We start from the raw sequence: 15,345 nt of genomic DNA, 5'->3' as shown, positions 1-15,345 counted from the left end.
TGTTACTTAGGTTAAGTTCCCTTACAATTATAAAAAATGTAAGCGCTATTGTAAACTTAAATGCTACTTTTTTATAATTTAATTGAATATTACGCCCTAAAGTAAAGATTTAATTGGTTCAAAGCTTTTTCTATGTTCTTTCATAATCCCGATATCATCAATTGCCATTAGGTGTTGTTTAGTACCATAACCTGCATTTTTTTCGAAACCATACGCAGGATATTCTTTAGATAATTGCGTCATATAATCATCACGAAATACCTTTGCCATGATACTTGCAGCTGCAATAGATACACTTCTCGCATCACCTTTTATTAAAGATTCTTGAGGCAATGCATTGTCAAGTTTCATTGCATCAATCAGCAAATGTGTAGGTTGTACTGATAATCCATCAATAGCTCGCTGCATTGCAATTTGTGTTGCTTTATAAATATTAAATTCATCTATCTCTGTAGCTGTTGCAATACCAAAAGCATATGCAGTTACATTATTTTTCAAAGAATCATTTAATTCTTGACGTTTCGTAACAGGTACTTTTTTCGAGTCATCAAGACCTAGATAATTGTGATTAGGATTTAAAATTGTTGCGCATGCAACAACTGGACCTGCTAATGGCCCTCTTCCAACTTCATCAATACCACAAATAATAGCATTAGGATTTTTTGATAAAATTTCATTTTCAAAATGAGACATGTCAATATATTTTTGTCTTAACGCTTGTTCTTTTTCTAATACTTTTCTACGTCTAGTAATTGCCGTTTGAACACCTTTTCGCTCATCTAAAAAGCATTCATGATTTTCTAATTCTTCTATTGTATTTATCGTATTAATTACTTGCGTTATTTCTTTAATAGTTAGCGTCATTTGCTAATTCCTCGGTCATTTCTTTAAATATATCAAAACAGTAATTTCCTATTTTAGCATTTCGAATATCGTAAATAATCAATTCAATAACTGCCTCGTAATCAATTTCATTACCACGACGAATTAACCCACGCTTTTTCCCTATTGCATCAAACCACGCTAAAATTTCTGCATCTTCTGGAACTTCAATTTTATAATGCGCTTTTAAGCGTTCAATGTCATTTTGAATTAAAAAGTTCAATCCATATATAGCTACTTCATCTAAATGAACAATGCTATCTTTAATTGCACCAGTTAAACTTAACTTTTTACCTACTTCTTCATCTTCAAATTTAGGCCAAAGAATTCCTGGTGTGTCTAATAGTTGCAATGCATTACCAACTTTAATCCATTGTTGTTGTTTGGTCACACCTGGTTTATTACCAGTCTGCGCGATACTACGCTTTGCCAGTTTATTTATTAAAGTTGATTTCCCGACATTTGGTATTCCAACTATCATCGCTCTAATTGCACGTGGTTTAAGCCCTTTTGCTTTTTCTCGTTCGAATTTTTCAGCCGTTGCTTTCATTGCTGCAGCTTCTACTTGCTTTAAATTTTCACCATGTTTAGCATCTACTGCTACAGGATAGTATCCTTTATCAATAAAAAATTGTTCCCATTTGGACATCTCTTTCAAATTTGACATATCTTTTTTATTTAAAATGACAACACGTGGTTTTTGGTTAATAACCTCATCTATCATTGGATTCCTTGAACTATAAGGAATCCTTGCATCTACAAGTTCAAATACTACATCTACTTTTTTTAATTGTTCACTTACTTCTCTTTTGGCCTTCGCCATATGTCCTGGATACCATTGAATAACCATTCAATTCACCTTACTTTCGTCAGTTCTTTTCTTTACCTTCTTAAAATTAATAACTTGTTAATTATAAAGCAATTCTTGAAATTCAACTATATTAATTTTAACATTAACATATTTCACAACAATGCTTTAGAACATGTTAAACTAATCTTTTTACGCTAGATAAACGATGTAAACTTAAAATAGTATTCCTTTTCTAATGTGAAAACTACACATTTGAATCTCCAATACATTTTTATTATTCAATATTTTTGTTTAATGATAAACTAAAAACAATCTAAAGTTTAAAATCATTAAAAGTTAACTGTTCAACCGTCATCATTGTCATCACACATTTTGAACTATTTTAACTTTAATTTCAGTTAAATTTAATTTTAAAATTGAAAGCTGAGGACAATGTCATGTTAAAAAAGATGCTAAATTCAAACGTCAAACAATTCTTGATTATAACTCTCATGAGCGTAATATCGACGCTTATGTTATTTTCTACTTATATTTATGATTATTTTGTTGATGGTATTGTTTTTAGTGGGTCTGGAGATGGATTCCGACAAATGATGCCATTTCAAATGTATTTGTATGAACATCTAAGTAGTTTTACAAGTTTATATGATGCATCATTTGGCTTAGGTGGCGATTATATGAAAGGACTATCATACTATTATTCGCTGTCACCTTTAATGTGGCTAAATTTTCTATTCATTAAAATAGGAGAAACGTTTGGTATTTTTAATCCGACAACAATACATTTTTGGCCGACAAACCAACTTATTATGGCAATGATAAGAGCTATCATTACATTTGTCACGACCTTCTATTTATTTAAAACGTTAAGATTTAAGCGTTTTACAAATGTGATTGCCACAATTTTATATGGAATGTCTACAGTCGTTATTTATTTTAATTTTACTTGGTCATTTTATGGTAATTTACTTTATTTATTACCATTATCGATTCTCGGTTTGGAAAAGTATTTTCAACAACGTAAAATCGGAATTTTCATAATCGCAATTACTCTAACACTATTCAGCAATTTTTATTTTAGTTATTATCAAGCGATCATTATCGGTTGCTACTATTTATATCGCCTCATTTTCACTTACAAACATGACATTGTTTCAAGAAAGCAAAAGCTACTTTGTGTAGTTTCGGCAACAATTTTAAGTGCAATATCAAGCTTATTTGGTTTATACACTGGCGTTTCTGCATTTTTGGAAAACGATAGGCAACAAAATCCCAACGTCAACATACCATTTTTGACACCATTTGATTATCATTATTTTTTCTTTAGTGATGGATTTTACATTACGATTTCAATCGTTACCATCGTTGCATTATTGGCATTCAAACTATATCGTTATTACTTTTATAGACTTTTTGCAATAGTAACATGGATACTATTTATTGGTTCGCTATCGCAGTATTTCGACAGTGCTTTTAATGGATTCTCGTTTCCAGAAAGACGTTGGGTGTATATTTTAGCACTATCATCAAGTGCACTTTGTGGATTGTTCATTCAACATGTTTCAACATTAAATATGAAATATTTTTTAATCAGAGCCATACCAGTAAGCATGATTGCATTACTTTATACGTTATTATCACCGACACATCCACTTGCACTTATAGTAGGTACTACTATTCTAATTGTGCTTGCCTTAATTTTAAAATTTAATTTATGGCGTTATAAAAAAGTCACCGTTACTACTTTAGTATCTATCGTTATAATTCAACAAATCGTAATTATAAATGAAAATAAATCTATAGCCATTAAACCTTATCAACAGACATTATCAGCGATGAAACAACATGATTATCACAGTAGCTATATTAGCCAGCTAATTAAAAATATAAATCATAGTACAAAAGATCCACTTAATCGCATTGATTATATGTCTGATTATGCATTAAACTCGCCATTTATATATCATTATAATGGTATTTCATTATATTCTAGTATTTTTAATGGTGACATTTTAAATTATTATGATAAGACGCTACAAATTAATATGCCAATTGATAAAAATAGTACTTATAGACTACTTGGCAATCGTCAAAATTTAATGTCACTTTGGAATGTTAACGATCGAATTAGAACAAATCGAGATGATAATTTGCCATATGGTTTTCAAATAGTTTCTGAACGTACTGAAAACAAAGCACATTGGATCCACTCTAAAAATACAATTCAATATCCAAGTGCACATATTACAAATAAGGTCTTTTCAAATAAAGAATTAAAATCTCCGTTAGATAAAGAACAAGCAATGTTGCAAGGTATTATTTCAAATAATACTAAAGATGCAAACACACATTTTAAAGCTAATAAAAATCTATTAGCGGATACGACAATCAAAGTAAATGATGCAACATGGCAGTCTTCAACGAAACATTTATTAAAAGTGAAGCAAAAAAATGGTGGGCTAATAGTCCAATTACCAAAGTCAGTTGCAAATAAATATAAAGATTTGTATTTGGAAATGGATTTAGAATTACTTTCGCCAGATAAAGCTCATGATGTTAAAGTGAATGAATATACACAAGAAAGAAACAAACTCACATATAAATACCGTCGTTTCGTCACACCCGTTACGATGCGTATTAAATCTTCAGATACAATCAAATTATCCTTACCTAAAGGTACCTATCGTGTGAATTTAAAAGGGATATATGGTGAAGATTACAGTACGTTGCAGAACGCTTCTAATTCATTAGAGCCTGTAAAAGTTAGTAAAACTAAACAAGGTTACACTATCACTAAAAATAAACATTCTTCTGGCTATATTGTTTTACCAATGGCATACACTAAAGGTATGCATGCTAAATCAGGTAATCAAAAGTTTAAAGTTGAGCAAGTAAATGGTGTTATGACAGGTATTAAAGTACCTAAAAATGTAACAAAAATCCAATTGAGCTATACCCCACCCTACTATTATTTACTAATTATCATTTCTATATTCGGAATTATATGTAGTATTATTTTTACAAGATGGATAAAATGAAAATGATGTTGATACGAATTAATTTAATATATCTACTAAGTCCTTTTACATGGTACTTAGTAGATTTTTGTTTATTTAACCATTTTGACAAAAATCCTTACGAATGGCGAAAAAAGCAATTACATTATCAGCTTTACTTTACCTAAACAGCAAAAAACCACCTACATCACTACATAAAAGTGACCTAGATGGTTTTATCGATTGAGTCGTAATTGACTCATACATAGCTTTGTTTAAATGCTGATTAACGAATTTCTTGGATTCTAGCAGCTTTACCACGTAAACTACGTAAGTAATATAATTTAGCACGACGTACTTTACCACGACGTTTAACTTCGATTTTTTCAATTTTTGGTGTGTGTAATGGGAATGTACGTTCCACGCCAACACCTGATGAAATTTTACGAACTGTAAACGTTTCAGAAACGCCACCGCCACGACGTTTAATTACAACGCCTTCGAATACTTGGATACGCTCACGAGTACCCTCAATGATACGTACATGTACACGTAAAGTATCACCTGGACGGAAACTTGGTAAGTCTGTACGTAATTGTGATTTAGTTACTGCTTCGATTAATTTGTGATTTGTCATTATAAATTCTCCTCTTCAACCTATGTTCTTGCCTCGACAAATATATAGCAGCGGATCATAGTGATTTTTGTGTTTCCACACTCAGATTATGTTAGCATAATGCTAGTCTTTTTTCAATCCTAATTTATATCTTTCTAAAATTTGCTTATCCTCATCAGACAACGGATATTTTTCAATTAAATCCGGTCGTTTGTTATACGTGCGTATTAACTTTTGTTCATGTCGCCATGCTTCTATATTTGCATGATTTCCAGACAATAATACATCTGGTACGGTTAGACCTTTAAATTCGCGAGGACGTGTATATTGTGGAAATTCTAATAATCCATCTGAAAATGAATCGTCTTGATGTGATTGTTGATTTCCTAAAACACCTGGAATAAGTCTAACAATAGCATCAGTCATTGTCATTGCTGGTAACTCACCGCCAGTTAACACATAGTCACCCATTGATATCTCATCAGTAACTAGATGCGTCCGAATACGTTCATCATAGCCCTCATAATGTCCACATATAAATACAATGTGATCAGCTTTACTTAATTCTACAGCTTTCTGATGTGAAAATGGTTCACCTTGCGGACACATTAATATGACGCGTGTTGCTTCTGTGACATCTAAGTCTTCCATTGCATTAAACACAGGTTCTGGTTTTAACACCATGCCCTGACCGCCACCATATGGATAATCATCTACTTGATTATGCTTGTTAATTGCATAATCTCTAAAATTAACCGTATTAACTTGCAACTTATCATTTTCTTGGGCACGCTTCATAATTGAATGATTTAAGACGCCATCAAACATTTCAGGAAATAAAGTTAAATAATCAATTTTCATTATTCTAATAATCCTTCCATCGGTGTAATGATGATTTTTTTATTTTCAACATCAACTTCTTTTACCACGTCAGCAATGTATGGTATTAAATATTCTTTTGCCCCTTTTATTACCCAAACATCATTTGCACCCGTTTCAAAGATGTTGATAACACGACCGATTGGTGTTCCTTCACCATCAAATACGGTGCAACCGATAATATCTGAATAATAAAATTCGTTCTCTTCAAGTTCAATATCTTCATGATCACGTTCTTGATAAATTGAACTTCCTTTTAAATGCTCTATATCATTGATATTATTGATTCCTTCAAATGTCAGCATATGTAGACCTTTGTGCACTCTATGTGATTTAACTGTGTATTCAATATCTTTATTATTATATACAACAGTCAACACTTGACCTGGTTGAAAACGAATATCTGTAAAGTCTGAATTGGATTTCACTTTTATTTCACCTTTAATGCCGTGTGTATTAACAATTTGACCAACTTCAACTCTCATACTATTACCTCCAACTCTATACTTTGAACTCTTCTATTGTAATTGAAATTTATTCAAAGAAAAAGGGTACCATAATGGTACCCCAAAACTTATTATAAAACTAACTAACATCATTTAACTTATCATCAAATGATGACTGTTAATTCAAATGAGTTATTCTTAATATTAGAACACAAAATCGCTAAATTACTTAGCTTTCTTTTGTTCGTCAAATTTTTTCATAATACCTTCTTTTGATAAGATATTGTGAACTGTATCAGTTGGTTTCGCACCATCATTCAACCATTTTAAAGCTAACGCTTCGTCAACTTTAATTTCTGGAGCATTAGCGCTCGTTGGGTTGTAAGTACCGATTTGTTCGATGATACGTCCGTCACGTGGAGAACGTGCATCTGCAACTACGATACGATAGAATGGATTTCTTTTTGAACCTAAACGTGTTAAACGAATTTTAACTGCCATTTATAAAATCTCCTTTAAGTCATGTTTTAATTTTTATTTTCTACAAGAAATAATATTAACAGGTGTATGAATGTTTGTAAAGAGTTTTTTCTTTACCAGGAAAATTATTGAATATTTTATCCCAAAATCTAGAAAAATTAAATTAACTCGATGAAACACTTAATACTTTACCTGAATGCGTTTACTACCAAGTTATACATAATGATATAATTAAACATTATATTCACATGAACGGTACTACTACAACTGTACATGTCCCTCTAAATAACTTTAATTACAATTTTATTAATGCAAAAACACCAACCTTAAGTTGAATAAAGATTGGTGTTTATATTAAACATTAAAATGGTAAGTTCATACCTTTTAACATATTTTGCATTTGATTTCGTTTACCCTTTTTACCTTTACCGCCACCAGTAAATTGTTTCATCATTTTCTTCATATCGTTAAATTGTTTCATTAAACGATTAACTTCTTGTAATGAACGTCCAGAACCTTTAGCAATACGCTTCTTACGCGAAACATTTAGTGTATCTGGATTGTTTCTTTCAGCTGGTGTCATAGACTGGATTATAGCTTTAATATGATCAATTTGTTTTTCGCTCATATTAAGCTTATCCAGTCCTTTCATTTTATTCATACCTGGAATCATTTTCATAATGTCATCCAGTGGACCTAGATTTTTCACTTGATCTAGTTGTTCTAAGAAATCATCTAACGTAAATGATGATTCTCTCATTTTTTTCTCTAAATCTTTCGCTTTTTCTTGATCCACATCTTGTTGGGCTTTTTCAATTAAACTTAAAACATCACCCATACCTAAAATTCGCGATGCCATACGTTCAGGATGGAATAGTTCTAAGCCATCTAATTTCTCACTCATACCTACAAATTTAATTGGTTTTTGAGTTACTGAACGAATAGATAAAGCTGCACCACCACGAGTGTCTCCATCTAATTTTGTCAAAGTCACACCAGTGACATCCAATTGATTGTCAAACGATTCTGCAACGTTAACAGCATCTTGACCGGTCATTGAATCTACAACAAGCATGATTTCATTTGGTTTAGCAATTTCTTTAACTTCTTTCAGTTCGTTCATCAATGCTTCATCAATGTGTAATCGACCTGCTGTATCAATAATAACAAAATCTAAATGTTCATCTTTAGCATGTTGTAATGCATTCGTTACTATTTGTTGTGGTTTAACTTGATCTCCTTCACTATAAACTGGAATATCAATTTGTTTACCAACTGTTTGTAATTGATTAATAGCTGCTGGACGGTAGATATCTGCTGCTACTAACATTGGTTTTTTATTATATTTCTTACGCATTAATAATGCTAATTTACCAGCAGTTGTTGTTTTACCTGCACCTTGTAAACCTACCATCATCACAACGGTTGGTGGTTTATTAGACATATTAATCGACGTGTTTTCTCCACCCATTAACTTTGTTAATTCATCTTGTACAATCTTTATCACTTGTTGTCCTGGTGTTAATGATTGCATAACGTCTGAACCTAAAGCACGCTCTGAAACTGTTTTAATAAATTCTTTTACAACTTTAAAGTTAACGTCAGCCTCAAGTAACGCTAATCTTACTTCACGCATCATAGTCTTAATGTCAGTTTCAGTAAGTTTACCTTTACCACGCATTTTCTGCATCGTTGCTTGCAAGCGTTCTGATAAGCCCTCAAATGCCATATCGTTGTCCTCCCTATATTTAAACTATTCTAAGTCTTCTAATTGTTGAATATAACGTTTTATTTGCTCAGGATCATTTAAATGTTGTTTCATTTGCTCATATATATCACGGCGTTGCTCAAATTTTTGATATAATTCTAGCTTCTTTTCATAATCTTCAACTAAATCGCCAGTTCTTCTTATATTATCATAAACTGCTTGTCTACTCACATTAAAAGTATCGGCAATTTCACTTAATGAATAATCTTCTAAGTAAAACAATTCCAAATAATTGCGTTGTTTATTCGTCAATAATGATTGGTAAAAATCAAACAGATAGTTCATGCGCAATGTTTTAACTAAATCATTTTGACTCATGTTGAACATCCTTTTCGTCTGTTTCACCTTTATTGCCTTCAACTGTTGTAATATCTTCATTTTGCTCAATCATATCCGCAAATAGACCATAAACATAACTTTCTGGGTTAAATGGTTGTAAATCATCTAATTGCTCACCTAAACCTACGTATTTAACAGGAATATGCAATTCATTTCGAATAGCTAAAACAATACCACCTTTTGCAGTACCATCTAACTTTGTTAAAACGATACCAGTAACATCAGTTACTTCTTTAAAGTTTCTAGCTTGAGATAATGCATTTTGACCTGTTGTTGCATCTAAACATAATAATGCTTCGTGTGGTGCATCAGGTACAGCTCGATTGATTACACGTTTAACTTTTTCTAACTCTTGCATTAAGTTCGTTTTGTTTTGTAAACGACCAGCTGTATCGCAAATTAAGATATCAATATTTTTATTTTTAGCTGCATTAATTGCATCGTACATAACAGCCGCTGGATCTGAACCTTCACTTTGACTAATAACGTCCACACCGACGCGTTCGCCCCACACTTTCAACTGGTCAATAGCACCTGCTCTAAATGTATCACCAGCTGCTAACATTACTTTTTTGCCTTCCATTTTATATCGATAAGCTAATTTCCCGATAGTTGTTGTTTTACCAACACCATTTACACCTACCATTAAAATGACATTTAAGCGACCATCTTCTAAATTCATCGCTTCAGAATTATCGTCTTCTTGATGATAAATTTCAACAATTTTCTCGACGATAACTTCACGTAAATCTTCTGTATCTTGAATGTTTCTTCGTTGTGCTTCCATACGCAGTTCTTCAGTTAATGTCATTACAGTATTAAATCCTACATCTGCTGTAATTAACATTTCTTCTAAAGCTTCAAAAAAGTCTTCATCTACTTTACGGTATCTAGCAATTAAATTATTTAATTGTTCCTGGAAGTTTTGACGTGATTTTTCAAGTCCTGCTTTAAATTTAGCGCCCATTTTTTGAGCTTCAATTTCTTCAAAATCTTCAATCGAAATTAAACCATCGTCATCAAAGTCCGCTTCACTTAATTTTCTAGGCTTCTTTTTCACTTCAACTGTTTCTTCGACTTCATTTACATCCTGTGTTGAAACATCCGAACGTGTATCATCTAGTTTATCTTGACTTTTTTCTTCATTTAATGATTTTACTTCTTCATTTTCTTTATTTGTAGCAAATTTATCTTTTAAGCGTTTAAAAAAGCTCATGATTGTTCCTCCTTCAACACATCATCTATTGTATTTAAATTCACACTAACAAGTTTAGTTACACCTGATTCTTGCATTGTTACACCATATAATCTATCTGCAAATTCCATAGTACCTTTACGGTGCGTAATAACTATGAACTGCGTTTCATCTGACAATTCATTTAAATATGTCGCATATCTGATGACGTTAGCTTCATCCAATGCCGCTTCTACTTCATCTAATATGACAAACGGTGCAGATCTAACTTTTAAAATGGCAAATAAAAGGGCTATTGCTGTTAATGCACGTTCTCCACCACTTAATAATGACAAATGCTGTAATTTTTTACCTGGTGGTTGAACTACAATATCAATACCCGCAGTTAAATAATCAGATTCTGTCATTTGTAATTCTGCTTGGCCACCGCCAAAAAGTTGTTTGAAAACAGTAGTAAAGTGTCCTTGAATCGCATGGAATGTCTCTTTAAAACGCTCTGTTACTTCTTGATCCATTTCATTAATGATTTGCTCTAACGTTTCTTTAGCTTTACGAAGATCTGTACGTTGTTCGCTTAAAAATGTAAAGCGTTCATTCAATTCTTCAAATTGTTCAATAGCATTCAAATTGACAGGTCCCAACTCTTCAATAGACATCTTCATTAATTTCACTTTTTTACGCAAAGTATCAATCGACTCTTCACTTACATATTCAGCTTTTGCGCGTTCAACTGTTAATTGATATTCGTCATTTAGATGATCCATTGCATGATGAATCAAGACATCTAGTTTTGATTGTTCAGCTTTAATATCTTGATAGTGATTTTCTATCGATAAAATATCTTGATGACATTCTTGCAACATTGCTTCTTGAGTGTCAATTTGTTCATTCAAGTCAATACGCTGCTGTTTTAATTTGTCTAATTCATCTGATAAACGTGTTCTTGTTTCTTGTTGGCCATTAATTTGATCTTTAATATTTTGAAAAGCTTGTTCACCCATTACTTCATCAGAATTAAAGAATTCAATTTTTTCTTTAACTTCTTTTAATTGATGTTTCGTTTGTTGATGTTGATTATTTAACCGTTCAATTGTTTGTTGTTGTCCTTTAATTCGCTCTTTCACAACAGCTAAATCAGATTGTTTTTGATGCAATGATTGTTGTGTTTTTGAAACACTTTCTTTACCTTCCTTAGAAAGTTTAGTATAGCGTTCAATTTCATCCTCTAAACGTTTTAAAGATGATTTAATATTTTCTAATTGCGCTTCTTTTTCACTTAAAGTTTGACGACTCTTGTCACTGGTATAACCATCATTTTTTTCGAATTCAAACTCTTCATGATCATTTTTTATTTGTGTTTCTTGAGTTGTTAATCGATCAAGTTCCATTTCTAAATGATGGACTTGCTCTTTTAATACATTATGTTTTTGACTTTTTTCAAAGTACTGTTCACTTAATTGGTCGCTTTTTGCTTTTAAATCTTTAAATTGCTGTTCAAATGACTCAGTTTGACGTAAATAATCTTCTAATTGATTCCTCATAGTAGTTAGCTCATCTTTTTGCGACAAGATACTCTTAGATTTTCGAGCTCCACCACCTGTCATAGAACCACCTGGATTTACAATGTCACCTTCAAGCGTGACGATTCGTGTTCGATATTTTATCGCACGAGCTAATTCATTTGCATGCTTTAAGTGATCAACAATAATTGTATTTCCTAATAAATTCCCGATTATATTTTGATATTCAGGAGCTACTTTCACAGCCTCCGAAGCAATACTAATAAATCCATCAGTATTACTCGCTATTGATTTAATTTCAGTGGCAATCACTCTGCTTTGAATTACATTTAATGGTAAAAATGTTGCACGGCCTAAGTTACGCTCTTTTAAAAATTGAATGGCATTACGTCCATCTTTTTCCGAATCGACAATAATATGTTGCAAAGATGCACCTAACGCTGTTTCTATTGCTTGCGTTAATTTTGACGGAACATCAATAATTTCAGCAACTGCACCATGTATACCTTTCAAATCTTTATGCTTAGCTTTTAAAATGTGTTTAACACCATTAAAGAAATACGTATACTCCTCTTCTTGTGTAGCTAAACTATCAATTCGCGTTTTCATTTTTTCAGTATATCGATACGCCTGATATAATTTTTCTTCATATTCATTTTGCGATTTTTTAGTATCAGTTAATGCTTTTTCTATATCTTTAATTTCTTTATCAACGACAGCTAATTCTTTGCTAACTTTCTGATATTCCTTTTTCGTCGTTTCAATTTGACCCTGAATTTCTTTTAATTGTTCAAACACTTCAACTAATCGAGAATCAAGTCGTGATTTTTTAGCTTCATTCTCTTCAATTGTATGTTTTAAAAAGCGAATATCATTGTTAACATCTGATTGTTCAGACATTAGAGTGTAGTATTCGTTTTTAATTTCTTCTAGTTTTTCATCATGAGCTTCATCCGAAATATATAACTGTTCTTCCAATTGACGAATAATACCGTTTAGTTCTTTTTGTTTTGATTTTAAAGTTTCAAGGGCACCTTTAGCCTCTGTCTGTTCATTTATTATATTTTCCAAAAGCTCATTTAAATTTTCTTGTTCTTCTTCATAACGAGCATTTGTTTCAGATTGATTCTTCTTTCTCTCTTCCAAAACATTTAACTGACCTGTATATTTTTCAAAAGCTTCAGTCGCTTTTACTAATTGATAGTTCATCGACTCAACATCGTTATCAATTTGTTGACGTTCACCTTTATATTGTTGAATTTTCTGGCTTAGACTTTGTTTATTCGATTCCTTTGCAGCTTGTTGACCTTTTAAATCATTTAAGCGTTGATCTAATTGTTGATTATCATTAGTATATTGATCGATATCATGCACTGTTACAACAATATCACTATGCTTCATTTGTTGTGAAAGTGTCTTATATTCTTTTGCAACTGCCGCCTCTTCTTTAAGTGGTTCTACACGACCTTCTAAATCGTATAGAATATCTTCAACTCTTGTTAAATTATCCTCAGTTTGATCCAATTTATTTAATGATTCAGCTTTACGCTTTTTGTATTTAAGCACTCCCGCTGACTCTTCAATAATTTGACGTCTATCAATTGGTTTCGCATTAAGTATCTCATCGACTCTACCTTGAGATATAATACTATATGCTTCTTTACCTAATCCAGAATCTAAAAATAAATCAGCAATATCTTTTAACCTTGCACGATCATTATTTAAGTAGTATTCACTTTCGCCGCTACGATATAATCTTCTAGTAACAACAACTTCATTTTCATCAACGCTGAGCTTTTTAGAATGATTATCTAATCTTAATTGTACTTCAGCATAATTTTGAGCCTTACGGTGTTCTGCTCCTGAAAAAATAATGTCTTCCATTTTAGAACCACGTAGCGATTTTGCTGATTGTTCACCCAATACCCATTTAATGGCATCTGTAATATTACTTTTACCACTTCCATTTGGACCAACTATTGCAGTAACACCTTTATCAAATTGTACATTCGTTTGATCTGCAAAAGATTTAAATCCAATAGCGTCTATTGATTTTAAATAAACCATCCTTAACTCCTTATCACTATTTTATAGAACACCTATAAGTTTTAATTCATTTATGTAAAATTTACAGTGCAGTTGTTCAATAAAATATAAAAAATTCTTTCATAAATCCTTTTTAATACTTAGTCACTCATCATTTAATTTGTTTTAATTGTTTATATGCACTTTCAGCAGCACGTTGCTCTGATTCTTTTTTTGTTTTCCCTTTACCTTCAGCTATTGCTTGTCCTTGCAAAATAACTTCAGATGTGAACAATCGATGATGTGCAGGACCTTCTTCTTTAATCAGATTATATGTTACATCACCTTTATTTTGTTGATGTACATATTCTTGAAATTGTGTTTTAAAATCAACAACACCTAATAATTCATTTTGTTCTACATGCGGGAAAATCACTTTCTCAGCAAAGCGCCAAACCACATCTAGTCCTTGATCTAAGTACATGGCACCTATAAATGCTTCAAATGCATCAGAAATCAATGATGGTCGTGTACGTCCACCTGTTTTTTCTTCACCTTTCCCAAGTAAAATCATTTCGTTTAATCCAATTTTATTCGCAAATATTACAAGTGAGGGCTCACATACAATAGTGGCACGCATTTTTGTTAAATTCCCTTCCGGCAAGTTAGGGTGTTTATCAAATAAATATCGTGAAACCGTCAATTCTAATACCGCATCACCCAAAAATTCTAAACGTTCGTTGTGATCTAAGCGATTCATATTAAAATCATTAATAAAACTTGAATGTGAAAATGCTTGTTGGTATAAATCAATATTATGATAAGTAAAGCCTAATTCTGTCATTTTAGTATCAAAACGCTTTCTAAAACGATTAACTATCTCACTTTTCTTTTGTTTAGACATTTCATTATCTCCTTTATGTATTGCTCTCGAATCATCTTTAATTTTACGTTAAAACTATTGATAATTAAAGAAAAAAACTGAGTCGACAATACTGACGACCCAGATGTAAGATTTATTATTTTTCAAGACTGTTAATAAATTTAACAGCATCACCAACAGTGTTGATTTTTTCAGCTTCTTCATCAGGAATTTCAGTACCAAACTCGTCTTCTAATTCCATTACTAATTCAGCGATATCAAGTGAGTCAGCGCCTAAATCATCTTTGAAAGATGCATCTTCAGTTACTTTATCAGCGTCTACACCTAAACGGTCAACGATGATATCTTTTACTTTATCGAAATTTTCCACGTCGATTCACCTCCTTTAAAAATGCCTATACATAGACTACTATATTTTCCCATTTTAAATTCTAAAAAACAAGTAGAAATTTTAGAAACACTTATCATTTTTAATGATTAGTGTTTCTTATGCATGAGCTTTAGC

General features: G+C 31.8%; 13 protein-coding genes. 1 reads left to right on the top strand and 12 read right to left on the bottom strand.

Annotation, left to right across the window (positions count from 1 at the left end; translation table 11 throughout):
• Positions 1-96 precede the first annotated feature (96 nt).
• The gene (locus tag ML436_05905) at positions 97-864 is read right to left on the bottom strand and encodes a ribonuclease HII (protein UMT79264.1); all 768 of its coding nucleotides are present in this window, start codon (positions 862-864) and stop codon (positions 97-99) included.
• On the bottom strand, positions 848-1,732 hold the full coding sequence (gene ylqF / locus ML436_05900; GenBank protein ID UMT79263.1) for a ribosome biogenesis GTPase YlqF: 885 nt from the start codon (positions 1,730-1,732) through the stop codon (positions 848-850). The genes ML436_05905 and ylqF overlap by 17 nt, the downstream gene beginning before the upstream one ends.
• A 398-nt stretch (positions 1,733-2,130) precedes the next feature.
• On the opposite strand from ylqF, the gene ML436_05895 reads away from it, so the two are divergent.
• Positions 2,131-4,731 (top strand): YfhO family protein, encoded by a 2,601-nt coding sequence (locus tag ML436_05895; protein UMT79262.1) that lies wholly within the window; start codon positions 2,131-2,133, stop codon positions 4,729-4,731.
• Positions 4,732-4,975: 244 nt separating this feature from the next.
• Here ML436_05895 and rplS read toward each other — a convergent pair whose 3' ends face one another.
• The 10 genes from rplS to ML436_05845 form a co-directional block, all read right to left on the bottom strand.
• A complete protein-coding gene (rplS, locus tag ML436_05890; GenBank protein UMT79261.1) occupies positions 4,976-5,326 on the bottom strand; it encodes a 50S ribosomal protein L19 in 351 nt (116 codons plus the stop codon).
• A gap of 102 nt (positions 5,327-5,428) precedes the next feature.
• Positions 5,429-6,166, bottom strand: coding sequence for a tRNA (guanosine(37)-N1)-methyltransferase TrmD (gene trmD, locus ML436_05885; protein UMT79260.1), 738 nt, complete (start codon positions 6,164-6,166; stop codon positions 5,429-5,431).
• Positions 6,166-6,669: a ribosome maturation factor RimM gene (gene rimM / locus ML436_05880; GenBank protein ID UMT79259.1), complete on the bottom strand. Its 504-nt coding sequence runs from the start codon at positions 6,667-6,669 to the stop codon at positions 6,166-6,168. The genes trmD and rimM overlap by 1 nt, the downstream gene beginning before the upstream one ends.
• Positions 6,670-6,855: 186 nt before the next feature.
• Entirely contained in the window at positions 6,856-7,131 is a 276-nt protein-coding gene (rpsP, locus tag ML436_05875) for a 30S ribosomal protein S16 (protein ID UMT79258.1), read from the bottom strand.
• A 340-nt stretch (positions 7,132-7,471) separates the two neighbouring features.
• Positions 7,472-8,839 (bottom strand): signal recognition particle protein, encoded by a 1,368-nt coding sequence (ffh, locus tag ML436_05870; protein UMT79257.1) that lies wholly within the window; start codon positions 8,837-8,839, stop codon positions 7,472-7,474.
• A 24-nt stretch (positions 8,840-8,863) separates the two neighbouring features.
• The gene (locus ML436_05865) at positions 8,864-9,196 is read right to left on the bottom strand and encodes a putative DNA-binding protein (protein UMT79256.1); all 333 of its coding nucleotides are present in this window, start codon (positions 9,194-9,196) and stop codon (positions 8,864-8,866) included.
• The gene (ftsY, locus tag ML436_05860) at positions 9,183-10,433 is read right to left on the bottom strand and encodes a signal recognition particle-docking protein FtsY (protein UMT79255.1); all 1,251 of its coding nucleotides are present in this window, start codon (positions 10,431-10,433) and stop codon (positions 9,183-9,185) included. Before ftsY ends, ML436_05865 begins: the two co-directional genes overlap by 14 nt.
• A complete protein-coding gene (gene smc / locus ML436_05855) occupies positions 10,430-13,999 on the bottom strand; it encodes a chromosome segregation protein SMC (protein ID UMT79254.1) in 3,570 nt (1,189 codons plus the stop codon). The genes ftsY and smc overlap by 4 nt, the downstream gene beginning before the upstream one ends.
• A 130-nt stretch (positions 14,000-14,129) precedes the next feature.
• The gene (gene rnc, locus ML436_05850; protein ID UMT79253.1) at positions 14,130-14,861 is read right to left on the bottom strand and encodes a ribonuclease III; all 732 of its coding nucleotides are present in this window, start codon (positions 14,859-14,861) and stop codon (positions 14,130-14,132) included.
• A gap of 115 nt (positions 14,862-14,976) precedes the next feature.
• The gene (locus tag ML436_05845) at positions 14,977-15,210 is read right to left on the bottom strand and encodes an acyl carrier protein (GenBank protein ID UMT79252.1); all 234 of its coding nucleotides are present in this window, start codon (positions 15,208-15,210) and stop codon (positions 14,977-14,979) included.
• Between the last annotated feature and the right edge of the window lie 135 nt (positions 15,211-15,345).

It is taken from the genome of Staphylococcus roterodami, assembly GCA_022493055.1.
GTDB classification, from domain to species: Bacteria; Bacillota; Bacilli; order Staphylococcales; family Staphylococcaceae; genus Staphylococcus; species Staphylococcus singaporensis.
The sequence above is the reverse complement of the archived record's forward strand: the minus strand, read 5'-3'. Positions and strand labels throughout refer to the sequence as shown.

Coding starts and splice junctions, on each gene's coding strand:
- ftsY (UMT79255.1), bottom strand. CDS start 10,433: ATGAGCTTTTTTAAACGCTTAAAAGATAAATTTGCTACAAATAAAGAA.
- rpsP (UMT79258.1), bottom strand. CDS start 7,131: ATGGCAGTTAAAATTCGTTTAACACGTTTAGGTTCAAAAAGAAATCCA.
- smc (UMT79254.1), bottom strand. CDS start 13,999: ATGGTTTATTTAAAATCAATAGACGCTATTGGATTTAAATCTTTTGCA.
- trmD (UMT79260.1), bottom strand. CDS start 6,166: ATGAAAATTGATTATTTAACTTTATTTCCTGAAATGTTTGATGGCGTC.
- ffh (UMT79257.1), bottom strand. CDS start 8,839: ATGGCATTTGAGGGCTTATCAGAACGCTTGCAAGCAACGATGCAGAAA.
- ML436_05865 (UMT79256.1), bottom strand. CDS start 9,196: ATGAGTCAAAATGATTTAGTTAAAACATTGCGCATGAACTATCTGTTT.
- ML436_05895 (UMT79262.1), top strand. CDS start 2,131: ATGTTAAAAAAGATGCTAAATTCAAACGTCAAACAATTCTTGATTATA.
- rplS (UMT79261.1), bottom strand. CDS start 5,326: ATGACAAATCACAAATTAATCGAAGCAGTAACTAAATCACAATTACGT.
- ML436_05905 (UMT79264.1), bottom strand. CDS start 864: ATGACGCTAACTATTAAAGAAATAACGCAAGTAATTAATACGATAAAT.
- rnc (UMT79253.1), bottom strand. CDS start 14,861: ATGTCTAAACAAAAGAAAAGTGAGATAGTTAATCGTTTTAGAAAGCGT.
- ylqF (UMT79263.1), bottom strand. CDS start 1,732: ATGGTTATTCAATGGTATCCAGGACATATGGCGAAGGCCAAAAGAGAA.
- rimM (UMT79259.1), bottom strand. CDS start 6,669: ATGAGAGTTGAAGTTGGTCAAATTGTTAATACACACGGCATTAAAGGT.